We start from the raw sequence: 24,678 nt of genomic DNA, 5'->3' as shown, positions 1-24,678 counted from the left end.
AGCTTTTTATCATCAAAATTTTGTTTAACTTTAAAAGAGCGTCTGCTCACTAAACGATGAGTTCGCCTATTATGAAGTGGGGACTGGAAACAAGTAAATATGGAAGACCACTTAGAAAGACAAATTGACCAGCTTGGACGGGTGCTGGGTAAAATACTTTCCGGCCTGATTGGTTTAAAAGGCAAAGGACAGGTAGCTAATGGAATAGAGCTTACGAATCAAACATTAAAAGGCGAATTGGACCTCGATATTCAGAAATTGCTTGACATTCCTTTGGACGATTTTATAAACACGCTCAAAACAAAAAAGGAGTTCAGCAACGAAAATCTGGAAAAACTTGCAGATATACTTTTACTGATTGCCGATGATTCCCAAGATAAAGACAGAAAAAAACTGTATGAAAAATGTTTAACTATTTACGAATACCTGGAAAGGGGAGAAGATATTTACTCGCTGGAACGACAATGGAAAATAAAGCGAATTAAAAAGTTTCTATCAACGTAGATTTTTACAAACCTGTTTGAACCAGAAAATAATACAGGATCATTTGTTTTTGAAAAGGCATGAATGAATTGAATGCCTGCGGGCATTTCCCATCGGCTTGTCCGGTTGCTCAGCAAAGCCTGATTACCTGTATTCAGGGTTGATCAGCATCTGAATGGATTCATTCAGCATATCATTTTTCTTTGAAAGAAAGGCCTGCATTTTATCTTCAGGCAGTTTTAGCTGATAGGTGCTGTTTGAGGCCAATACCTTGTCCAGGCTGGGGTTTAGCTTATCAAAAGCTGCGGGCGTCATATCCAGGTATTTGGCAATTGCCTTTGAATTATAACGGCCGCTGATGGTCTGCACCTTTACATCCTGCTGGGTGGTTTCATCTTTAATGGTTTTCATCATTGCCAGAGCCTGTTCTCTTGAAACCGTAGTAACGCCGCCCTGGCCTTCCATAATATAATGGGTTGCAATGAATTTTTTTACATGATTCCTGCTTTCTGCGGGCAGGTAATATTGCAGATCCCAGAAATCATTACTGCCGGCCTTATTGATGGCGGAATTAACACGGCCGGGCCCGCAGTTATAGGCAGCTACCACCAGTAACCAGTCTTTATAAATGTTAAAAAGATAAGTAAGGTATTTGCTGGCAGCTCTTGTGCTTTTTAAATAATCGGTTCTTTCATCCCTGCCTTTGGTAACCGTAAGGCCCAGTGTACGCGCCGTTTCCGGCATAAACTGCCAGGGGCCTACTGCTCCGGCCCAGGAAACCAGGTTGGACCTTAAATGGGATTCTATTACTGCCAGGTACTTTAATTCTTTGGGGATGCCGTTTTGGGTGAGGATATCATCCATCATATCAAAATAAGGGCGGGCCCAGGATTTCAGCTCACGCAGTTCGCGTGCGTTTTTATCAATATAATCTTTTACAAAGCTGATTGCTTTCGGGTTCAGATGATCCGTTTTGATCCCGTTAAAGCTGGCGCTTTTAAGCGCTGTGTTTTCAAAAAGGTCCTTAAAGCCCTCCTTGGGGTCTGCTTTTACCATTTTAGGAGTATTGTCTGCCTCAGGCGCTGCTGAAGTTTCCTTAACAGGGCTTAACTGGGCATGAGCGCTGATAACGGCAGTTATTGCTGTAATGGCAAGAGATCCTTTTATACATGAAGCCAACTTTTTCCTCGTCATTATGTCTGTTGTGTTTTAATAAACAAATGGTTCTTAAAAACGCAGCATGGATAGTAGTAGATCTAAAAGAACGGCTATTTGCTCAAAATATTGTTGCTGAAAGCAAGTAAAGATACTTCTTTAAACGGAGCCGCCATCAGTTGGAACCCAAAAGGCATCCGGTGCACCGGGTGGGTAAATTTTGGAACGGCAATAGCCGGGATACCGGCAAGGTTTGCCATAACTGTATAAATGTCAGCTATATACATAGCTATCGGATCTTCGGTTTTTTCCCCGATCTTAAAAGCTACAGAAGGGGATACGGGCAGGCAAATGAAATCGAAGTCCCTGAAAATCAATTGTAAATTATTTGTTAAAATTTTTCTCACTTTTTGTGCCTGGGTAAAATAGGCGTCATAATAACCGGAGCTGAGCACAAAATTACCCAGCAGGATGCGACGTTTTACCTCTTTTCCAAATCCTTCTGACCGGTTCTTTTTATAGAAATCATCCAGTTCCGGTTGGGGACCTGCAGAACGGTATCCGTACTTTACCCCGTCATACCGGGAGAGGTTGGAAGCAGCCTCTGCTGTGGTCAGCACATAATAGGTAGGCACAATATACTCCAGCAGGTCAAAGTGAACCGGTTGTACTGTATGTCCTTCTGCTTCCCAGTCCGCTAATTGTTTCTTTATGGCCCGGCTTATTTCCGGGTCCAGGCTTTCATGATCCAGGGCTTCGGGGAAATAAGCGATCCTGTAAGAAGATCCGGAGGTTAATGCACCGGAATAAACGGGCACCGGCTCATTAGAAACGGTACTGTCAAAATCGTCTGCACCGGAAATGACTTCCAGCACCAAAGCGGTATCAGGAATGTTTTTTGCAAAGATGCCGATCTGATCAAAGGAGGAGGCATAAGCGATCAGTCCATACCGGGAGACCCTGCCATAAGTGGGTTTCAGCCCAATAATACCACAAAAATCTGCCGGTTGCCGTACAGAGCCACCAGTATCGCTTCCCAGGGAAACCATGCACAGGCCGGCCTGCACTGAAACGGCCGAACCACCGGAAGAACCGCCGGAGATGCGGCTTTCATCGGCAGCATTCAGCACCTTGCCGTAAACGGAGTTTTCATTGGTGGATCCCATTGCAAATTCATCACAATTCACACGGCCTATAATAATAGCGCCTTCTGCCTGCAGGCGCTGGACGGCTGTGGCAGAGAAAACGGAAGTAAAACCTTCTAGGATTTTTGAAGCAGCAGACAATTGATGTCCTTTATGGCAAAGAACATCTTTCAACGAAATTACCACACCATGCAGCTTTCCTGCCGGAAACGGAAGTGCATCCAATGCTTGGGCCCTGGCCAGGGCTTCCTGTTCATATATTTCAATGAATGCATTGAGATGTTGATGCGTCTTAATTTTTTCCAGGTATTCCGCAACCGTAGCCTTGCAAGTGGTAAAACCTTTTTTTAACCGTTCGTGATAGTCGGAAATAGAAATAAAATCCTGCAAAAGAAAATAGCTTTTGTAGTCAGATACTGATATATTGGAACCGGGTCTTATTCGGGATTGGAAGAAGTGGCTGGTCTTTTGGGCTCAGCGGTCATGTTATTGGCACTTTCTTCGATCTCTCTTTTTACATTATCCTTTGCATCATTGAATTCACGCACCCCTTTTCCCAAACCTCTCATCAGCTCAGGAATTTTACGGCCTCCGAATAACAACAACACAATCACCATAATGATAATGATCTCATTTGTACCCAAAGCACCCAATAATTGAAAATTTGCCATGATAATTAAAAATTAATAGTCAAATATACGGTTTGTATCGTAATCTGAGCGGTTAAATATAAGTTTAAAGAATTCCTAAAATTATTACGCTAAAAAGGGCTATTTGTTTAAAAAAGTCTGATTAAAAAGTCTGATTAAAAAGTGCAGGAAACCGGATGGCTAAATTTTTTAATGCCGGAAACAATAGGAACCTCTCTGTAAACCAAACGGATACTGCACAAACGATTGCACTCTGTATTAAACCTCAAATAACTAAATAAAATCAGAATTAGGCAAACGATTGCACAAAAAATGTTAAAGTTTTTACAATATGTTTATGTTTTAACATAAAATCAAAATAAGAATGAGAAACTTTCTATTATTGTTTTTGGTTATTTTGTTTACGACTGCTGTAAAAGGCCAAAACATTTTTATTAAAGGGGTAGTAACAGATACTTCCGGTTTGCCATTGGTTAACGCATCTGTAATCAATTTAGCTACCCGCCAGGGAGCTATTACAGACAACGAAGGCAGATTTTCTCTATCGACATCTTCGGCAAAGTCTACGGTCAGAATTGAAGTCAGCCTGATTGGCTTTATCAGTCAAAAAATGAATGTTGAAGTTGGTAAAGAACTTCAGGTAAAGCTGCTTCCCACTCAGCAGAATAATATGGAAGAAGTAGTGATAGTGGGAATGCAGGCTCAAACCAAACGAACAGCAACATCGGCTGTTTCCGGTGTGTTGGCAAAGGACATCGAAAATCAGCCTGCGCCAAGTGTGGATCAGTTGTTGCAAGGGCGTGTGCCAGGTCTGAACGTTCAGATAACCTCCGGTGAACCGGGTGTGGCGCCGACAATGGTGGTAAGAGGGAACTCCAGGGTGAGCACCTCAATTGATGATCCCAATGTAGCACAAGCCAGGGCCTTAAGCGGTCCTTTGTATGTTATAGACGGAATCCCTGTTAATTCTGATGATATTTCATCCAACCTTGGAGCAACCGGTACCAACTTTTTAGCGGGTATTAATATTAACGATATAGAAAGCGTGGATGTTCAGAAGGATGCGGCAGCTACTGCGGCTTGGGGCTCACGAGGTGCAAACGGGGTAATTTATATAAAAACAAAGAAAGGACGTTCGCTGAAACCCGAGTTCAGGGTAAATATATACGGAGGCCTTGTTAAAAAACCAGAACTTTTAACAACAACTGTTGGGGCGGCTGAGCGGCAGCAAAAAATAGATATACTTAGCCAATACGCCACACCTGCACAAATGGCATCGTTGCCCCAGATGTTAACGGACCGGTTTAACCCCGCGTTTAATAATGCTACGGACTGGCAGGGATTGTTTTACAGGAATGGAGCTATTCAGAATGTAGATGCCTCAATGTCTGCAGCTTCAAATCTTTTAAACTACAGGGTCAGTATGAACTATTACAATGAGAAGGGCATCATTAACTCTTTCGGATTTCAACGATATAGCTTCAGGGGCAATTTTGATTTTAAACTGGGCCCCAAGATGAATAGCCAGTTGGTTATCGGGTTATCCAAATCTAACAGGGAAAGAGGGCGTAAATATGAAAATAATAGTGACGACAATACTCCTGTAAGCGGTTCGGACCAGCCATCTTCTTTATATCATCTCACAAGTTTTGATTCCTTAAACTTTAATGGTTTATACAGTAAATTAAGAAATGATAATTCAGATGATTATTATTTGGCTGCATTAACCATCAATTATAATATACTTCCCAAGCTGAAATATACGTTACAGGCCAGTGCTAATGTAACGGCTTCCAACCAGGATTATTTTGAACCATCAAATATTGATGCCGTAGCTGATCTGGATCCGGATAATACGCCTACATCTTCTCATGCCATTTCTCAAAAGGGCACCTATTCTCAATATTTTATTTCCAACGCGCTTAACTGGAACAAAAAATTTATTACTGGTAATAGTAACGCGCATAACATCCTGTTTACTGCCGGACAGCAATTCAGCTCAGATGTTGTTAATAGCAATTATTTAGGAGCCTATGATATACCCTCTAATGATATACATGTAATACCCGGTAAAAATGCCCTTCAGCCTTCGAATTACGATGCCTATAACACTAATTCAAATTACCTGGCAAGTGCCATGCTTTCTTATTTGGGGCAGTTGCAATACGATTATAACGGGAAATATATCTTATATGGATCATTCAGAACGGATGCTTCTTCCCGTTTTGGAAAAAACAGCAAGTGGGGGTCTTTTCCTGCATTGGGCGCTGGCTGGGTTATATCGGATGAGCAATTTATGAAAGGATTAAAGAATACCATATCCTTTATGAAACTGCGGTTTAGCTATGGGGTTTCGGGGGATAATTCTCCCAACTATTACGGGCCTTATAACTCTTATATTATTTCGGGTACTTATAACGGAGGAACTGCTATTCAGCCAGATTATAATAACGGTCTTACAAAGGATAACCTGTCATGGTCCAGGGTAATACAGAAAAACCTCGGACTGGATATTGCTTTGTTTAGAAACAGGATCAATTTGACTGTAGATGTATATGATAAACTAAGTAAGGATGGATTTTATGATTTCTTTCTACCCTTCTATACGGGGTTTGATAAAATCAATTTTAATGCTCATGATCTTTGGGTAAGCAACAGAGGTGCCGAATTTCAGTTGACCGTTCGTCCGCTTGCTCCAGGCAGTAAGTTTCAATGGACCTCTCAATTAAATGTTTCCTATAATAAAAATCTTTTTGCAAAACTGCCTAATGACAACCGAACACTGGTATTAGATGATGGTCATGGCTATTCGCGCATTTACGCTGTAGGACAGCCTGTGTACGAGATGTTCCAGATTAAATATGAAGGAGTTTATAACAATGCAGGTGAAATTCCTTTTAATCCTTTAACAGGTAAAGGACTTACATATTATAAAGGTAATCATACAGTAGTGCCTGGTGATCCTAAATGGCGCGATGTAAACAATGATTGGGATGTATGGACTGGTGAAGATAACGGAGCCGCTTATGGCGATCGTATTCCCACCGGAGATCCTAACCCGAAATTCACAGGAGGCTGGGTGAATGATTTTTCTTTTAAGAATTTTAACTTAACAATACTTAGCATCTTTACATGGAAAAGGGATGTAATCAATACTTATTATCAAACTCAGATTAGTAATATCGTAGGGGGATATTCAAGCAGCATTTATACTTTCGCAAGTGGACGTTTGCCTAACCTGGATGGAGTGGATTACTGGACACCGGAAAAGGCGCAGAGCCCGGGTTATAAAGCAGGATACCCAAGTCTCAATCCGTTTGGCCCTTCTTATTATCAATTCATCCCCATCTCAAGTATGTTTAATGAAGATGGCAGTTATTTAAAAGTAAAGAATGTTACCTTAAGTTATATGATCCCGATGCGGTTAATCGATAGGGTTAAACTAAAAGGGGCACGGGTGTACGGAATGGTGGATAATGTGCTGACCATTAAAAATAGCACCATGCCCAACCCGGAGCTTGTAGATCAGCTAGGTGTTTATACAGGTGGCGCATACCCAACCCCAATGAAGTTTACACTAGGGGTAGATGTACAATTTTAAATAATGCATAAAAATATAACAGCATGAAAATCTATTCATCAAAATATACGATTCTGTTTCTTTCCCTTTTCCTGTTTGTGGGAGGAGGCTGTAAAAAGTATCTTTATCAGGGGCCGATTACTTCTACCTACGGAGAAAAATTTTGGACAACAGCTGTTGCAGCTGAACAGGCAACTAATGCCATGTATCTTCAGCTTCGTGATAACCTGAGGGCCAGCCGGTCATTTTTTATCAACGGAGACCTGGTCGCAGGCACATTTATACCATCCACTTGGTGGAACTATCAGACATTGAGAGCCGCTAATAATCCGCCATTTAATTTTTCATATACACCCTATCTTCCGGAATTGCAGGATTGGACCCGGTTTTATAAGCTGATAGCCGAGGCCAATATTATATTGAAGAATGTTTCGGCAATGCCTTCCGGAACTTTTGCGAGCGAGGATGTGCGCAATGCGTATCTCGGCGAAGCCTTATTTATACGGGCCTTTGCTTATTTTTATATGATCCGCGTTTGGGGGGATCCGGTTTTTGTAACCAGCGTTTATGATGATGCCGATTACGGCAATATACCCCCGCTAGCCAGAACTGCTGAAGGAGTTGTTATTGACAGTTGCCTGGCAGATCTAAAAACCGCGTCAGGCTATCTAAAATATACCAATGATCTTAGTAAAGTGCCGCGTGCATCAAAAGGAGCTGTAATGGCATTAATGGCACATATGTATGCCTGGAAGCATGATTATATAAATGCGCATCAGGCCTGCCAGGATATCATTGATAATGGTGGATATGTATTGGAGCCCATGGCTACCTATAGCAATATATGGAAGGGCAAGTCCTCAAATGAGAATATATGGGAACTTGCTATGACGGCATCGCTGGAGGGTAATGCAGAAGCCAGCTATGATTTTTTTGCCACTTTTCTGAAAGATTCATGGGTTGACGCCAGATCGTCTAACTGTTGGGTTTCTCCAACCAATGGATTTGTAGACCAGTTTTTTGATAAGACCAATGACCAGAGGTTTAAAAGCATTTTTGCCAAGGTAAATGCTTCCAATGGGGATCCTGCCGGTTACCTGCTATTGAAATACACCAATTTTTTATATTCAATTCCTGAGACAAAGTCCAATCCATTCATTAATAATAACCTTGCAATGTTCCGCTTGTCTGATATTTACCTGTTAAATGCAGAAGCGCTTGCATATACCAATGATCTTGCCGGAGCAAAGGCCAATTTGTCTATGACTGAAAACAGGGCCGGGATTTCATCGTATAATGATGTGTCCAGCCAGTATGATATTATTGATGAAGTGGTTATGGAACGGGGAAGAGAATTAATTGGTGAAGGGCAATGGTATTATGATCTTATAAGAACGAATAAGACACAGGGGTGGCTGGAATATGTGGGGTATCCGTCAGACAGAGTGAATGAGACCAACAAAGGGTACTACTGGCCGTTGGATATGGGTACATTATTCCCGGAAGACAAACTGCTGACACAAAACCCCTGGTGGGCTAAGAATAAATAAATAATTGTACGCATATTTTATCAGCAAAAACTTAAAAGAGAAATTATATGTTAAACAAAATTTTATATACCTTGACAGCAGTAGTTGTATTATTTACATCCTGCCAGAAGGATTATGTTATCGGAGGCAAAAACGAGGATGAGAGCATCTATAAAAACACCTTAACTTACGATGTGCTGAAACAGGATCCTGTCTACGATTCACTAATCCAGCTCATTGACGCGGCCGGTCTGCAGAATGACATCAATGAAGCGAATACAACCCTTTTTGCACCTAGTGATTTTGCCATATTTAATTACCTGAATGACCGGACAAGATATGTACAGTCTGCCTACGGTGATACAAAAAAATTTGGAATGGATTCTTTAAAGTATTATTTGCAAAATAATATTAATGGAACCAAAGATTCATTAAAGCTTTATATAGTAAAACCGGCATTGAATTATAGTGATCTTACTACAACAGGCAGGTTTTATGAGACGGGGCTGCCCAATAAAAAAGTAATCGTTTCTTATGAAGAAACCAGGGATCCCAATATGGGCTATAATCCTCTGGTGTCAACAGTTCCTCGATTAGTATACCTAAGTTATCTAACAGGTAATTACAATCTAAGTGATCAAAACCCTGCCAGCGATATCCCTTCCGACCTTGGCTACAGGGTTTTGTGCAAAACATCCGGCATCTTGACCAAAAACGGGATTATCGATGAATTGGAACCTGCACACACGTTATTTTTTGCTGACTGGCCCGATAATATTTCAAACTAAATTATACAGCTATTAAATCATTTTTAAAATGAAAAATAAAATCATATTATTTGTGGTAAGTGTATCGGTTCTTACCATTGTACTTGTAGGATGCACAAAAATCGGTAGCGGCTTTTTGAGTCCCTATGTTCAATATGCCAGCGATTTTACAGTGATCAGAGGCAGGGTCAGCAGTTCTTATACACTGGTTACAGATGGCTCCAGCCTGCCCATGAAAATAAAGCTGATGCATGTGTATAATGAAAATGGGGATATTGTTGACGATATGTTCACCAGAACCTACCCTGTAGAGGTATGGTCCGGTATGTATGACCCTAAAACCGATACCAATTATGCGGCCATCATGGCAAAGCGGAAGACAGTAGAGTTACCACCGATCGTTGTAAATGAATCCAGTGGCGTGTTGGAAGCCAATGCAGGAACTTTAAACCTGCCTTTAGGTAGTTATTCTGTAGATTTACAGGTATCTAACGAGGCCGGATCTGAAATCGTGCAAAAGATCATAAATATTACTTTAGTGGATGGTAAACCCGTTGAAATTACTCCGGAAACAGGCGCTTTCAGTGCTTCATTATTAGTTGCAGGAACGGCAGGCGGGGCCGGGGCTGCTGGAGGAAGCAATAATGGTACTCTGTTTAATGGTAATAACAATCCTTTTGTAGATTATACAATAACAAGATTTGCCGACACGCCTAACGTTTTTGTTTTAAAAGTAGTAGACAGAAACGGAGTGGTGTTTAACCCTAAGAAAGGTGAGCTTGCAAAGAGACCGAACTCTGGTCTTAATCCGGACCCTCCGTTTTTACAGAATCTCCAGGATTATGCCCCTGATACCTTTCAGGCTTTGGATACTGCTATGATCCTTAAATATCCTTTGGTCCCATTCCCTTTGCAGTCTTTAGGTAACGGGTTCAATATGTATTACCGGATTCCCACAAAATATGTTCAGATCGACAGTACGTCTGCCTGGAGCAGTAATGCCGCAGGTGATCTTTATAAAGGAACCGCAGATACTCACTATTTGGGAGTATATACCAGTGGTAAATTTGATTATGCAATACGTATTCCAATGCGCATCTTTGTACCGGGTTCCTACAGGCTGGTTGTAAGATTATTAAATGCAACGCACCAATAATAATTAACTGTTCTTTACCTGAAATTTTTATACAGGTTGAATAATTTAATTATTTAACCTGTATTTTTTTGTGCAAAATAATATGTTCATGCTGGAAAAGGATGAATAATCGAGCTATTTAAAGATTTTGTAAACCGGTAGATGACACGTCCGGAGCCTCATCAACTTACCATAAAAAAGCAGTTTCGGATATTCCCGAAACTGCTTTTTTAATCAATTATTTTCAGAAGCCTATGCTTTAGCCGCTTTTTTTGCCTGCTCCGCAGCAACAGACATCCGTTTTTCACGGATACGGGCACTTTTACCAAAACGCTCTCTCTGATAAAAGAGCTTGGCCCTGCGCACCTGGCCTACTTTATTTAATACAATAGAATCAATATTAGGAGAAGAATAGGGAAATAACCGTTCTACGCCAATACCATCGGAAATTTTTCTTACAGTGAAAGTAGCAGTGCTGCCCTTGCCTTGTTTTTTGATAACGTCTCCTTTAAAAGACTGTATCCTTTCTTTATTACCTTCAATGATCTTGTAATTAACGGTGATATTATCACCGGCTTTAAAGGCAGGAAATACCTTTTTGGGAGTTAGTTGCTCGTGTACGAAATCTATAGCGCTGCTCATATCTCAAAATTTTAGTCCCCTGTTTTTAAATTATCGGGATGCAAAGGTAGTAAGGAAACCAATATCTTCCAAAAAAAAGAATCGTGCAGCAATTTATACCTGGTTTTCAGTAGGCAGTAATGAACTACCGGTTGTATCGTTAACCTTTTCACGCCTTCTGCCCAGGAATAGCACAGACAGTGCGGTAACAGCACAGAAGGCCATAATGCCTCCCATTGGCACGGCTGTATTGTTATGAAATATGCTGACCATAACCGTGCTGAATGAGCCTATAGCCATCTGAATACAGCCCAGCAGGGCAGAAGCACTGCCCGCATTTTCATGAAAGGGAGCTATAGCAAGCGCCGATGCATTGGGAAAAGTAAAACCCTGGCAGGCGAGAAAGATACAGCAAAGGGCAATGCTTGCATACAGGCTCCACCAGTTCAGCGCAAAGCCCGTTACCAGCAAGATCCCTGTCAGGGTCTGAAAACTAACCGCCCTTGAAATGATATACGCGCTGGAGCGTTTTTTGAGAATAAATGCATTGATCTGGGTGGCGGTTATCAGACCAGCGGCAACAATGGTAAAAATCCATCCGTAGGCTTTTTCACTTACCCCGAAGATTTCCATAAAAACATGGGGTGAGCCGGCAATATAAGCATACAGGCCTGCTGCGGTAAAGGAACCGGAGATCGTATAAACAATAAACTGCCGTTGCCGGAGCACGGTTCCGAATTTACCCAAGATGGCTTTTGGGTAAAGGGAATAATGAGGGTCTGCCTTTTTTGATTCCGGCAGCCAGATGATGACCATTAGCAAAATAACGGTACCGATTGTGCCCAGCACCATGAACAGGGAGCGCCAGCCAAAAGCGGCTGAAAGGTAACTGCCGACGGTGGGAGCAATAATGGGAGAGACGCCTACCACCAGCATCAGCAGTGAAAAAATCCTGGCGTTTTCGGTCACATCAAACAGGTCTCGGACTACAGCCCGCGAGCCTACCATGCCCACACAGCCACCTATGGCCTGGAGGAAACGCAACGCGATCAGCATTTCGATAGAAGTAGCAAACATGCATCCAAAAGAAGTCAGTATGTATAGTGCAATACCTATGCACATTGGTTTTTTGCGGCCGTATTTATCCAGTAGTGGGCCGTACAACAATTGACCGGCGGCAATGCCGATAAAAAACCCTGAAAGGGTAAGTGATACGTTGCTGATATTTGTATGCAAATCCTTTGCAATATCAGGGAACCCAGGTAAATACATATCAATGGAAAAAGGGCCGATCGCAGAAAGTAGTCCTAATATCAGTAAACGGATAAATCGTTGCTTCCTCATAAAGAAACAGCAAAGGTACGGGTCGGAGCGAAAAATTTTTCGCCCGTGCGATGCTAAAAATTTATCATTCCATAAAATAATATATCGGAATAGAAAAGCCCCGTTTTGTACGAGGCTTTTTTGAATATGATCGTATAAGTACTTTTTACCGGGCTACATTTACGGCTCTCTTTTCCCGGATCACCGTTACTTTGATCTGGCCGGGGAAGGTCATTTCGGTCTGGATCTTCTGGGCGATTTCAAAGGATAATTTGTCGCTTTCCTGGTCAGATACCTTGTCGGATTCCACGATCACGCGCAGCTCGCGCCCGGCCTGGATGGCATAGGCTTTTTCAACGCCGGGGTAGCTGGTGGCCAGATTTTCCAGGTCTTTGATGCGTTGCAGGTATTGCTGCATAATTTCCCTCCGGGCTCCGGGCCTTGCCCCGCTGATGGCATCGCAGGCCTGAACAATGGGAGAAATAACGTATTGCATTTCTACCTCATCATGGTGTGCAGCAATAGCATTGACCACGGCAGGGTTTTCCCCGTACTTTTCTGCCAGCTTTGCTCCTAGCAGCGCGTGGCTGAGTTCAGATTCTTCATCCGGAACCTTACCAATATCGTGCAAGAGACCTGCGCGCTTGGCCAGCTTTGGATTTAAACCCAGCTCGGCAGCCATAATGGCGCAAAGATTGGCCGTTTCACGGCTATGCATTAAAAGGTTCTGCCCGTAGGAAGAGCGGTAGCGCATGCGTCCTACCATCCTCACCAGCTCTTTGTGCAACCCGTGAATGCCCAGGTCAATGACTGTGCGTTCGCCTATTTCCATTACCTGTTCCTCGATCTGCTTGCGTGTTTTTTCCACCACCTCTTCAATACGTGCCGGGTGGATGCGACCGTCGGTAACCAGCCGCTGCAGGCTCAAACGCGCAATTTCCCTGCGCAGGGGGTCAAAACAGGAAAGAAGAATGGCCTCTGGTGTGTCGTCAACGATCAGGTCTACGCCCGTAGCGGCTTCCAGCGCACGGATGTTGCGGCCCTCACGGCCAATGATCTGTCCTTTTACCTCATCGCTTTCCAGGTTGAATACCGTAATGGAATTTTCAATGGCCTGTTCTGCTGCGGTGCGTTGTATGGTTTGGATGATGATTTTACGGGCTTCTTTATTGGCTTTTAATTTTGCTTCATCAATGATTTCCTGCTGGATGCCAATGGCCTGTGTCTGGGCTTCGTTCTTAAGGCTTTCTACCAGATGGCTTTTGGCTTCCTCGGCTGAAAGGCCGGCAATTTTTTCCAGCCGGCGGATATGTTCTTCCTGGTGCTTTTCCAGCTCTGTGCGCTTTTTATTGACCAGCTCGATCTGGCGGTTCAGGTTCTCTTTGATGGCATCATTTTCCTTGATCTGCTTTTCTGCATTTGCTTCCTTTTGGCTCAGCGACTGCTCTTTCTGCTTGATCCGGTTCTCGGCTTCCGATAATTTCCGGTTCCGCTCATTTACCTCTTTATCATGCGCTGCCTTAAGGGATACAAAACGTTCTTTGGCTTCCAGCTCTTTTTCTTTGCGGATGGTCTCTGCCTTTAATTCCGCCTCTTTGAGGATGTTTTTTGCCTGTAACTCGGCTTCGTCAATTTTTTGCTGTGTGTTTCTGGCAAAGATGAATTTTCCCGCTATTACTCCCAGTACAATGCCCACCAGGATATAAACAATTATAAATAAATCCATTAATAGTCCGTTTTTAATTTTTCTTTTCAGAAAAAGATTTACAATTCATTAAATGTCAATCCCGTCGGCAAAAAAAATAAGCCAACAGGCATAGCGGCGAAGATACAAAAGCGGAGTCAAATAAATACAAGTGCCAAAAGTAAATTTTGATTACAGGCAATGAACAGGCAGGCCGGCACGTGGATCATTCATGCAGCGCATTCAAAATGGGCACTGTTTTCACCCGGCAGCTTATTATCTTCTTTCCTGGCCTGTATAAAGCATTTTTTAGTAAGAACGTGGCCACGTCCAGTCTCTTACTTCAGGCATATCAATCCCATATGTAGTAATATAACGCCGGTGTGCTATCAGCTTGTCTTTCATTTCTTCTTTTAAATAGGCGGCTTTATCGCTGAGCTGTGGCAGGCGGTTCAGCACGTCCTGCACCAGGTCAAACCGGTCCAGTTGGTTCAGTACCGTCATGTCGAAGGGAGTAGTAATGGTACCTTCTTCCTTATAGCCTCTTACATGGATATTATGATGATTGGTGCGCCTGTAAGTGAGCCGGTGAATGAGCCATGGATAGGCGTGGAAGGCAAAGATGACCGGTTTGCTTTTTGTAAAAAGCGCGTCAAAGTCCTGATCGCTCAGTCCGTGCGGATGCTCGCTTTCAGGTTGCAGGCGCATCAGGTCCACTATATTGATAACACGTATTTTAAGACCAGGCAACCGTTCCCTCAAAATGGAAACAGCAGCCAGCGTTTCCAAAGTGGGCACATCCCCGGCGCAGGCCATTACCACATCCGGCTCGGTGCCTTCATCATTGCTGGCCCATTTCCAGATGCCGATGCCTTTTGTGCAATGTACGATTGCTTCATCCATGTTAAGCCATTGAGGGGAGGGGTGCTTACCGGCAACTACCACATTCACATAATGGCGGCTTTGCAGGCAATGGCTCATTACAGATAACAGGCAATTGGCATCCGGCGGAAGGTACACCCGTACTACAGAAGCTTTTTTGTTTACCACGTGATCAATAAAGCCCGGGTCCTGGTGCGTAAAGCCGTTATGGTCCTGCCGCCATACGTGCGACGCCAGCAGTATATTCAGCGATGGCAGTTTTTTGCGCCAGTCCAGTTCTGCTGTTACTTTCAGCCATTTGGCATGCTGGTTGAACATACTGTCTATAATATGAATAAAGGCCTCATAACAATTGAACAGGCCATGCCGCCCGGTAAGGGTATAACCTTCCAGCCACCCTTCGCACTGGTGCTCACTGAGCACTTCCATTACCCGGCCCTGTTTTTTCAGGAATTCATCTGTAGCAATAGTTGCTCCCTCCCATTGCCTGTTGGTAACTTCAAACACTGCGTTCAGCTTGTTGGATAAGGTTTCGTCCGGACCAAACAAGCGAAAGTTTTTCTGAGTACTGTTCAGTTGAATGACATCTTTTATAAAACTGCCCAGGACAAATGTATCGCCCGGGCCAACCTGGCCGCGGTTTTTCAATTCCAGTGCATACTCAGAAAATTCGGGCAGTATCAGGTCATAGGAAACGGCGCCTCCATTCGCATGCGGATTGGCCCCCATTCTGCGCTCCCCAACAGGGGCCAGCTCCTGCAATTCCGGCAGCAATTTTCCATTATTATCAAACAGCTCTTCGGGTTTATAGCTTTTCAGCCACTCTTCCAGTTGCTTAAGGTGCCGGTCATTGGTAGCGGGATCCGTTATAGGTACCTGGTGCGCTCTGAAGGTGCCCTCAACCGGCAGCCCGTTTACTGTTTTGGGGCCTGTCCAGCCTTTTGGCGTTTTAAGAATGATCATCGGCCAGCGCGGTCTGCTGATATCAGGGTTTTCCCGGGCCGTGGTCTTTATCAGCTGAATTTCTTTGATGACCTGATCCAGCAGGCCGGCCATTTTTGCATGTACTTCCATCGGCTTTTCCCCTTCAATAAGGTAGGGTTTCCATCCGTAACCTTTAAAAAGCTCTTCCAGTTCATCATTTCCGATCCTTGCAAAAAGAGTAGGATTGGCTATTTTATATCCGTTCAAATGCAATACAGGCAGCACAACTCCATCTGTAAGGGGATTGAGGAATTTGTTGGAGTGCCAGGCGGTGGCCAGAGGGCCTGTTTCTGCTTCTCCGTCGCCAATTACACAGGCAACTATCAGGTCCGGATTGTCGAACACGGCGCCAAATGCATGACTTAAAGAATAGCCCAGTTCTCCGCCTTCGTGCATAGAACCGGGGCATTCAGGCGATACATGGCTGGGGATGCCGCCCGGAAATGAAAATTGGGTAAATAATTTTTTCAGGCCTTCCTCATTCTGCGTTATCTCCGGGTAGATCTCGCTATAAGTCCCCTCCAGATAAGTGTTACCAACCAACGCCGGCCCGCCATGCCCGGGTCCCGATATATAGATCATATTTAAGTCATATTTTTTTATAACGCGGTTGAGGTGCACATAGATAAAATTCTGCCCGGGCGTAGTGCCCCAATGGCCCAGCAGCATCTTCTTAATATGCTCCGGTTTTAACGGCTCCCGCAGCAAAGGGTTATCGTGCAGATAAATCTGTCCTACCGAAAGGTAGTTGGCAGCGCGCCAGTAGGCGTTCATTTTTAATAGTAAGTCCTGCGATAGGTCGGTTTCAACTATTTTTTCGTTTAGCGGTTGCATATTGTACTGTTTTTTAGTTCGTATTTTTTTATATATGATTACACAGTTGTTTGCGCAATCATCAATCCTCTATTTGTTGAAATCCTGTATACTTTTATTTTGCTATGGCGGCCGATAGCTCAGCCCCGTTTACTGCACCTCTTTCTGCATCAATGATAGTACCCGTATATTGCAGTTACCGGATCTGTTCAATGCATTTTAGCATATTGATGCCTTTGCCTAAAACCGGCTTGAACAGGTCTCCCAGCTTTTCCAGCCGTTTAGGCAGGGTTTGCATGGTAAATTGTGCAGGATGCAGGCCTTTTTTTACTTCTTTCCAGTGTAAGGGAGTGGAAACTGTTGCCCCCGGTTTGGGACGTACGCTATAGGCACTGGCAATGGTTTGGCCTTTCCGGTTCTGTAAATAATCAACATATATTTTCCGGTTGCCTCTTTTTTTCAGGTTCCGCTCCAGTGTGGTACTGTCCGGTAATAATTCCGTGATCTTAATGGCAATTAAATGTGCAAAATCCTTTACCTGATCGTAACTGTATTGGTTATTCAGTGGTACATGCACGTGCATGCCCGAAGCACCTGATGTTTTGCAATAGGATACAGCCCCGCATTCATCCAGCACCTGTTTTGCAGCAAGTGCTGTATCGATGACCTGGTCAAAATTGTTTTTTTCTGAGGGGTCGATGTCAATAATCATATAGGTAGGAAAGTCCAGTTTTTGTACGGTGCTGTTCCAGGGATTGAATTCAATGCACCCCAGATTGGCCAGGTACAATAGTGAAGCCCGGTCATTACAGACAACATAATGGATCTCTTTTTGATTACTTTCAGAAAAGACAGGAACCGTGTGCAGCCAATCCGGTACCGACGCTCCTATATCTTTCTGATAGAAGCTTTCCCCGGCAATCCCGTTGGGGAACCGGTTCATACTTTCCGGCCTGCTTTTAAGATAGGGCAGTATAAAACGGTATATATTGTTATAGTAGCCGATCAGGTCCCCCTTGGTATAGCCCTCTTCCGGCCAGTAAATTTTTTGCTGGTGGGTTAGCTTTACTTCGTGACCGTTCAGTTTTACTGTCTGATCCTGCGCATTTCCCTTTGCAGCAGGGGCAGTACGCGGTTTGCTTTCCTGTTTTTCCGGAGTCGTTTTTGATGCTGGCATGTTTATCGTATTTGGGGTAATAACAACTTCTTTCGCAGGTTTATCTTCCCTCAGCCCTTCAAAGACCGGGTGCCGGAAAATGCCATCCTTGGTCAGTTCCGAATATTTAATAACGCCTACCAGTTTGGGTCGCAGCCAGGTTGCGGGCATATTGGTCTTTGGAGCAATTGCAAAGGGCGATTTACTGATGACCAGGGGCTGCATTTTTTTGAATAATTCCTGTAAAGAGACCTCGTTAAACCCTGTTCCGGTATGGCCGGCATACAGGAGACGGCCTTCCTTATACCTGCCCAGGATCAAAGCACCAAATTTGCTGCGGCTGCCCCTGGGTGCGGTATATCCTGCAATAACTACTTCTTCTATGTTATGATATTTTATTTTCAGCCATTCGGTACTGCGCCTTCCTTCCGTATAGGTACTATCTGCTTTTTTAGCAATCATTCCTTCAAGATCTGCCTTCACCAGTTCTTTAAAAAAACGGGTTCCGTCCTGTACCACATGATCGCAGTATTTTATAATATCATTTTGCTTAAGCGCCTTTTTCAGCAGCTCTTTTCTTTCCAGCAGTGTAAGCAACTCGGTACTGTGCCCGTTCAGATATAAAAGATCAAATACCTGATACACCAAAGGAGTACCGGGCTGTTCCTGGTAGAGTTGCAGGGCCTGAAAGTTGGGCATTCCTTTATCATTATAAGCTACAATTTCTCCGTCCAGGATCATTTCATGCTGCTGCTTTTTCAAGGCTTCTGCAACCGGTGCATAGCGTTTTTCAAAGTTGAGGCCGTTACGGGAATACAGGCGAAAGTGATCCGTTAGTTCTGCTATGGCGCGGTATCCGTCCCATTTGATCTCAAAGACCCAGTCTTTATCTGAAAAAGGCTGGTTATCTTTTTTGAGGCTGGCCAGCATCGGTTTTATATACCGGGTATATTTACGGGTACCGGAAAGATCTGGTACCGTGTTATTTATCCGGATCTTTTTTCCTGGATTTTTTTTTTCAGTCTTTTTATTCTCGACTGCCTTTGTTACTCTGGAGGTTTTTGCCGTAAGAGCTTCTGCATCATATTTTTCACTGGTAGCGAATGCATCCCTGTGCTTGATCAGCAGCCAGGCATTACTGTCCTGTGCGGTTTTCATGCGTACCAGTGCAAATTCACCCTTCAGCTTTTTGCCATGCAGGATGAATTTAAGCGATCCGTTTTTTAATTCTTCCAGTAAAACGGTCTCCTCTTTTTTCCGGGATTCTTTCTGCAACGCTTCATAAGTGCCCTCATCCCAGATTTCCACTTCGCCGGCGCCATAATTCCCTTCCGGAATGGTTCCTTCAAAGGTGCGGTAGTCATAAGGATGATCTTCTACCATCATGGCCAGCCGTTTGTCTGCCGGATTCATAGATGGCCCTTTAGGCACAGCCCAGCTTTTGAGCACTCCCTCCATTTCCAGACGGAAATCATAGTGCAGCCGGGTAGCCGCATGGCGCTGTACTACAAAACGCAGCTGGGTGCTCCGGGCTGATTGTATCTTTGCTTTGGGCTCCCGGGTCTGTCCAAAGTTCCTCTTTTCTTTATATTTCTTCAGGGTTGCCATAGCTGTGCGCAATTGTAAATAACCGGTCAGGAGATTTTTTTACCTTTTGATGCGGACAAACTTGCTTTTAACTGCTCCATCAGATCCCGGGTTTTACTGTAAGCCACATGCATTTTTGACGGGGCTGCTGTTTTTTTGCCCTTTGCTTTTGACTGAATGATCTTCATCAGGGCAGCCGTATAATCGTCTTTATAGGCACTGATGTCAAACGGCTGCTCAAGCTGGGCAATTAATGCTACCGCCATTTTCAGTTCGGCAGGCTTTACGGATCCTTTGGGGATCTTCAGTTCATCCGTGTTCCGGATCTCCTGGCTGTACCTCATCCGCTGAAAGAGCAACAACTCATTGAAAGGACGGAGGATGCCTAACACCTCCCTGCCACGCATCACAAATGTGCCCAAACCGGCCATGCCCGTCTTTTTCAGCGCCTCCCGCAGCAGGTTATAGGCCGCTTCTCCTCCTTTTTGCGGCTCTATATAATAAGGGGTTTCAAAATAGATGCTGTCGATCTCTTCCATCTTTACAAACTGGTCAATAGACAACAGCTGCGATTTTTCCGGGCTTGCCTTTTCGAAGTCCTCTTCATTCAGCACAATATATTTGCCGTCGTAATTATAGCCTTTCACAATATTTTCCCAGGCTACTTCCTTCCCGGTATGTTCGTTCACCCTTTTAAACCGGATATTGCTCAGGTCCTTTTTATCCAGCATATCCAGGTCCAGGCTGCTTTCTTCCGTAGCCGTGTACAGTTTTACAGGGATGTTTACAAGCCCAAACCCGATTGCTCCTGTCCATATAGCTTTCATATCAATAAGTTTAAATTTACAGATTTTTTTATCCTGTTGCAGACTGTAACTGCAGAATTTGCTTTGTATTATATTATTTAATTTAAAGGCTTACCTGAGGAAGCTCAAAAACCATGCTGATATTCAGCCGGACAGAAATGGTAAATTTGCGCACATTCATCCGTTTTGCTGAAGGAAAGGGCTATCCAGGTATCCGGTTTAATATTTGTTGTAAACATCAACAAGGCTGCTGTGCATCTTTGGCAGCAATTTGGTTTTAAAACAGCAGGAGGGACTCCAAAGGGGTTTCGGCATAAGGAATTAGGATTGGTGGATACTTACAACATGTTTAAAGATTTACAGGCATATTAAAATGTTCTTTTCTTTTTATAAAACCTGACATAAATAGCACATATATAGAGTTTATTACCTGGCGCTGGCATAAAAATTGCTGATAAGGGATGGTAAAAACTAATGAGAAATAAGATCCCCGTTATGAAAACTATTTAAGAATGATCGCTTTTATAGCTGCATTCATCTTCCTGTAGTGTTATTAATCTTTATGCTCAGGAGCAACAGGCTGCTGCTACACATAAATTCAATATTGATCCAGTTCCCTTTTCAAAAGTGCCGCTTGGGGATTTTCCTTACATACAACTGCCGAAAGGGCTGAAATTACTTAATGGCAAACCCTATGGGCACGCTCAGGATTTTCTTTTTTTCCCGATAGATGGCAAAATGGAACGGCTGGACGGGCATGTTTGGCGGGCATTTATTGCAAATGACGGGAGTATTGGTAACGGATGGTCGTACGATTATTTTGTAAAATCGGTTGCTGCCGAAATCAGCCGGCCTGGCGGTGTAAAGATCTATGAGGGAAAAGTGCCAAAAGCAGAGCTGGACAGGATTGAAGAGGAAGCAACTTATTCTGGCGATGAAGGTGCCATTGATTACTGGAACGAAAAGGTATGGGTATATGTGATTCACAGGGAGGACGGGCACTCTGTTTATTGCCAGTTTAGCGGTTACTCCGCAGGAGGGCAATTAGAAGTGCTGCAGCAATAAAATATAAGAAACCTGATGTAGTGCAAAGAGTGATCTTAATGGTTCTGCATATTGATGCCGGGGCCTTTCCTCCGCACAATGCCTGTGCGATTTTTGGTAACAGAAGAAACTTCAGCCGCTCCTGACATACAGTTGTCACCGTTCCTGTTTAGTTTTGATGCATTCAAAACAACAGGATTATGGATCTTATTTCTACCAGGATCATCACAGCGGATGTTAAAAAGCTTATCTCTTTTTACGAGCAGATTACCGGGCAAAAAGCCATTCAGTATACGCCGGATTTTGCAGAGCTCCGTACAACTGTTGCCACCCTGGCAATAGGCAGCACCAGAACCCTGCAGTTCTTTGGCGGAGAGGGCGTGGCCGGTGCCGCGCAAAACCGCACTGTCATTATTGAATTCCGCGTTAAGGATGTTGAGGAAGTGTACAGCCGGTTAAAGGAGTTTCTTGCCGCATATCTTGTGCAGCCACCTACCCAAATGCCCTGGGGCAACCGGTCCCTTTTGTTCCGGGATCCGGATGGCAATCTTGTTAATTTCTTTACGCCTGTTACAACAGAAGCGATACAACGATCTGGTGGTGATAAAGGTGCTTAACGTATTTTTAAAGCAAAAGCCCGGTCCGGTGTTAACCTTATTAAAAATAAGGGAATAGCGAAAGACGAAATCAAAGACTTTAGGCAATCTATCGATGAGCTTAAAGAATCTCACGAAGGTTTGGAATCTGTATTTTTCTTTTTACCTCAAATGCCCGAATTTACCGAAACAATAAAACAATTGTCTCTCGTTTAATGAGCGTCTATTGCATTGAGGATTTTAAGGTTGAGTTTGAAAAATTGATTGCAAAAAAACTCTTGCAAGAGTATCAAGACAGAAATTATAGAATATTTCTTTAGCAAGTCGGTGGATGAATTAAAAGCTGGTGTTAGGCTTAACAACAGTGACGAGCAGCCCTACGTTAAAAAGAGGCTAAAAGGCAGAGGTGGATTTAGGATATATTACCTGCTACTTATTAAAAATGTCAACCTTTATCTGATGTTTGTTCCTCTAAAGACCGGATCTCCTGGAGCCGATAACATTACAGACGAATCAAACGCATACCTCTATAAGAAAGTTCTTGAATGTATTAGATCATCAGAACTCTATAAGATAGAACTATCAGGCAACGAGCGAAATCTAATTTTCCATAGATTATAACACCACAAGGACAAAACGAAAAACGAATGCAGGCAATAATGAGGGAAGATAAAGGGCGACAAGCAGGCTCGTGAGCGAGGGTTTATAAAAATGCTCACTAAACAGGCAAAAGGGCGGACTAAGATAATAAAAACAGCAAAACTGGCGCCTGATTACATAAGTTTATGGTAATCAATTAATTTTGTAGCCTCGACAGGAATCGAACCTGTATCTGGAGCTTCGGAAACTCTTATACTATCCATTGTACTACGAGGCCGTTGATCAGTTAAAATGTTGATAAGGACGAATTGAAACCTTATGAACTTTTAACCTGTTTCTCTTAAAGGTCGGCAAATATAAAGAACTCTGGTGTAATTACTGCATATGCTGGAACAAACCGGCTGCGTTGGATGCAAATATTTTTATTGCAATAGCCAGCAATATTACGCCAAAAAATTTTCTTATGGCTATTAATCCGCTTTGCCCTAATAATTTTGACAGCCGGGCAAGGGATTTCAATACGATGTAAATCACCAGCAGATTCAAAAGAATGGCAATTAAAATGGTCACTTCCTTGTAATTGGCTTTTAAGGACATAATAGTCGTAAGCGTTCCGGAGCCGGCAATCAGCGGAAAAGCCAGGGGCACCAGGGTAGCTGCTTTTACATCGTCATCCGATTTAAAGAATTCAACGCCCAGCACCATCTCCAGTCCCAGGATAAAAATAACAATGGAGCCTGCAACGGCAAAGGATTTTACATCAAGACCCAGCACGTTCAGGATGGGCTCGCCCAAAAACAGGAACAGGATCATCAGCGACCCGGAGATCAGCGTGACCCTGAACTCCCTGATGCCGCCTACTTTGTTTTTTATGGATATAAGAATGGGAATGGAACCAATAATATCAATAATGGCAAACAGGGTAAATGTTACCGTTAGTATCGCCTTATAGTTTACTGAATCCATTTTTTGGGACAAAGGTAAAGGCTATTTTTTACAAAAAGCTGTGCTATTGGGGTACCTGTTGGCAGCACAGCTTTTTAGCAGGCTGTTGGTGCTACCGCTTAAAAAGAACGGTATTGGGGCCTATTCCCCCGGTTGTTGTAAAAGAGAACCTGAGTTTTCCTGATTTGTCAAAGGCAAACACTTTTCCGGATTCCGTATAGTCAATAGCATCTGTAACATAAACATCGCCATTTAATTCATCAATACTGATTCCATAAGGAATTTTTATTGTTGTACCATCCTTGATAAAGTTGTCCTGGATCAGGTTCATTGTCTGTGGATCGTAAATCCTTACGCCTGTAAAACCGTTATAGCCGCTTAAAATATACAGCTGGTTGTTATAGAACGCCATTTTGTCGAAGCTGCCATCTACTTTTTTTACAAGGGTACCATTAGCATCCACTTTGGCAAGAAAAGGCTGCACCTTATCGTAATCGCCAATAACAGGAATGAACAGGTTCCCCTGATTGTCGATACAAACCCGCCCGGGATTAACGCCCACATTGATTTTCTTTACTTCGGTACCGGTAGCCGCATTTAAAACAGCAATGGTGGAGTCATAGCCCGATTTATAATTTCCCTGTAAAACCACAAATGCCTGGTCATTGTAAAATGCTACATCTTCTGCGGAAGACCGTAGCGAAAAGCTTTGGGTTACTTCCAGACTGGACGTATCAATAACTTCCAGCGATTTTCCCCAGATAGTGGGTACATAAATTTTCCCGTTGAAAGGAACGGTTCTTCTCGGGCCTTTGGAAGCTCCGCTTTCATCTTTAAAAGAAATGCTTTTAATTAATTTGCCATCTCCGGCATTTAACACATTTACAATACCGGAATTATCAACAGCAATGTAGATCTTTGCACCGTAAATAACAGCGTTATTAGCAATGGAACCTAAAACCGTTTGATTCGTGGTGCTATAAAAATCGCCGCTATAAGTCCCGGTTGAGAAATCATAGAATCCTAATTTGCTGTTATTGGCATCAGGAGTTCCTTCACACAAAACATAAAGGCCGGTAGTTGGCTTTACAACCGGTTGCGGGGCATCCTCTTTACTACAGGAGTAAAGCATTACCACTGAAAGAAAAAGAACATAAAGCCTGTGTAAATTTTTTCTTACTGTTTTCATCGTA

The 24,678-nt window shown here is 43.3% G+C and carries 18 protein-coding genes and 1 tRNA gene; 7 read left to right on the top strand and 12 right to left on the bottom strand.

The features are described 5' to 3' along the window. Positions 1-99 precede the first annotated feature (99 nt). Positions 100-504: a hypothetical protein gene (locus A8C56_RS12125; RefSeq protein WP_067756297.1), complete on the top strand. Its 405-nt coding sequence runs from the start codon at positions 100-102 to the stop codon at positions 502-504. A gap of 123 nt (positions 505-627) precedes the next feature. Here A8C56_RS12125 and A8C56_RS12120 read toward each other — a convergent pair whose 3' ends face one another. From A8C56_RS12120 to A8C56_RS12110, 3 genes are all read right to left on the bottom strand, one after another. Continuing rightward, positions 628-1,677: a lytic transglycosylase domain-containing protein gene (locus tag A8C56_RS12120; protein WP_067756295.1), complete on the bottom strand. Its 1,050-nt coding sequence runs from the start codon at positions 1,675-1,677 to the stop codon at positions 628-630. Between the two features lie 74 nt (positions 1,678-1,751). Beyond that, complete coding sequence (gatA, locus tag A8C56_RS12115; RefSeq protein ID WP_067756290.1) at positions 1,752-3,173, bottom strand: Asp-tRNA(Asn)/Glu-tRNA(Gln) amidotransferase subunit GatA; 1,422 nt, start codon at positions 3,171-3,173, stop codon at positions 1,752-1,754. Between the two features lie 47 nt (positions 3,174-3,220). After that, positions 3,221-3,454, bottom strand: a complete 234-nt coding sequence (locus A8C56_RS12110; RefSeq protein ID WP_067756287.1) for a Sec-independent protein translocase subunit TatA/TatB — start codon at positions 3,452-3,454, stop codon at positions 3,221-3,223. Positions 3,455-3,797: 343 nt separating this feature from the next. On the opposite strand from A8C56_RS12110, the gene A8C56_RS12105 reads away from it, so the two are divergent. The 4 genes from A8C56_RS12105 to A8C56_RS12090 are packed head-to-tail and all read left to right on the top strand — an operon-like array spanning position 3,798 to position 10,465. After that, a complete protein-coding gene (locus tag A8C56_RS12105; protein ID WP_084490176.1) occupies positions 3,798-7,034 on the top strand; it encodes a SusC/RagA family TonB-linked outer membrane protein in 3,237 nt (1,078 codons plus the stop codon). Between the two features lie 23 nt (positions 7,035-7,057). Further along, entirely contained in the window at positions 7,058-8,563 is a 1,506-nt protein-coding gene (locus A8C56_RS12100) for a RagB/SusD family nutrient uptake outer membrane protein (RefSeq protein ID WP_067756283.1), read from the top strand. Between the two features lie 47 nt (positions 8,564-8,610). Continuing rightward, positions 8,611-9,330 carry a fasciclin domain-containing protein gene (locus tag A8C56_RS12095; RefSeq protein WP_067756281.1) on the top strand — a complete coding sequence of 240 codons (720 nt, stop codon included), beginning with the start codon at positions 8,611-8,613 and terminating at the stop codon, positions 9,328-9,330. Positions 9,331-9,358: 28 nt separating this feature from the next. Next, complete coding sequence (locus A8C56_RS12090; RefSeq protein ID WP_067756279.1) at positions 9,359-10,465, top strand: DUF5007 domain-containing protein; 1,107 nt, start codon at positions 9,359-9,361, stop codon at positions 10,463-10,465. A gap of 231 nt (positions 10,466-10,696) precedes the next feature. Here the strand turns inward: A8C56_RS12090 and rplS are convergent, their stop codons facing one another. The 6 genes from rplS to ku all read right to left on the bottom strand — a co-directional run bounded on the left by rplS (position 10,697) and on the right by ku (position 20,321). Next, a complete protein-coding gene (rplS, locus tag A8C56_RS12085; protein WP_067756277.1) occupies positions 10,697-11,086 on the bottom strand; it encodes a 50S ribosomal protein L19 in 390 nt (129 codons plus the stop codon). A 93-nt stretch (positions 11,087-11,179) separates the two neighbouring features. Then, positions 11,180-12,409, bottom strand: coding sequence for a multidrug effflux MFS transporter (locus A8C56_RS12080; protein ID WP_067756274.1), 1,230 nt, complete (start codon positions 12,407-12,409; stop codon positions 11,180-11,182). Positions 12,410-12,554: 145 nt separating this feature from the next. Further along, positions 12,555-14,114: a ribonuclease Y gene (rny, locus tag A8C56_RS12075; protein ID WP_067756269.1), complete on the bottom strand. Its 1,560-nt coding sequence runs from the start codon at positions 14,112-14,114 to the stop codon at positions 12,555-12,557. Between the two features lie 267 nt (positions 14,115-14,381). Continuing rightward, positions 14,382-16,772, bottom strand: a complete 2,391-nt coding sequence (locus A8C56_RS12070; RefSeq protein WP_067756267.1) for a phosphoketolase family protein — start codon at positions 16,770-16,772, stop codon at positions 14,382-14,384. 175 nt (positions 16,773-16,947) lie between these two features. After that, on the bottom strand, positions 16,948-19,515 hold the full coding sequence (gene ligD, locus A8C56_RS12065; RefSeq protein ID WP_067756265.1) for a DNA ligase D: 2,568 nt from the start codon (positions 19,513-19,515) through the stop codon (positions 16,948-16,950). Between the two features lie 26 nt (positions 19,516-19,541). Continuing rightward, the gene (gene ku, locus A8C56_RS12060) at positions 19,542-20,321 is read right to left on the bottom strand and encodes a non-homologous end joining protein Ku (RefSeq protein ID WP_067756262.1); all 780 of its coding nucleotides are present in this window, start codon (positions 20,319-20,321) and stop codon (positions 19,542-19,544) included. 606 nt (positions 20,322-20,927) lie between these two features. Between ku and A8C56_RS12050 the strand changes: the two genes are divergently transcribed. Then, complete coding sequence (locus tag A8C56_RS12050) at positions 20,928-21,365, top strand: hypothetical protein (RefSeq protein WP_067756257.1); 438 nt, start codon at positions 20,928-20,930, stop codon at positions 21,363-21,365. A 179-nt stretch (positions 21,366-21,544) separates the two neighbouring features. Further along, positions 21,545-21,961, top strand: a complete 417-nt coding sequence (locus A8C56_RS12045; RefSeq protein WP_067756254.1) for a VOC family protein — start codon at positions 21,545-21,547, stop codon at positions 21,959-21,961. A gap of 784 nt (positions 21,962-22,745) precedes the next feature. Here the strand turns inward: A8C56_RS12045 and A8C56_RS12035 are convergent. The 3 genes from A8C56_RS12035 to A8C56_RS12025 all read right to left on the bottom strand — a co-directional run bounded on the left by A8C56_RS12035 (position 22,746) and on the right by A8C56_RS12025 (position 24,674). Continuing rightward, a tRNA-Arg gene (locus A8C56_RS12035) sits at positions 22,746-22,817 on the bottom strand. A gap of 98 nt (positions 22,818-22,915) precedes the next feature. Next, entirely contained in the window at positions 22,916-23,506 is a 591-nt protein-coding gene (locus tag A8C56_RS12030; protein WP_067756240.1) for a MarC family protein, read from the bottom strand. Positions 23,507-23,597: 91 nt separating this feature from the next. Next, positions 23,598-24,674 carry a DUF5074 domain-containing protein gene (locus A8C56_RS12025; protein WP_067756238.1) on the bottom strand — a complete coding sequence of 359 codons (1,077 nt, stop codon included), beginning with the start codon at positions 24,672-24,674 and terminating at the stop codon, positions 23,598-23,600. Positions 24,675-24,678: the final 4 nt, after the last annotated feature.

Source organism: Niabella ginsenosidivorans, assembly GCF_001654455.1.
GTDB classification, from domain to species: Bacteria; Bacteroidota; Bacteroidia; order Chitinophagales; family Chitinophagaceae; genus Niabella; species Niabella ginsenosidivorans.
The sequence above is the reverse complement of the archived record's forward strand: the minus strand, read 5'-3'. Positions and strand labels throughout refer to the sequence as shown.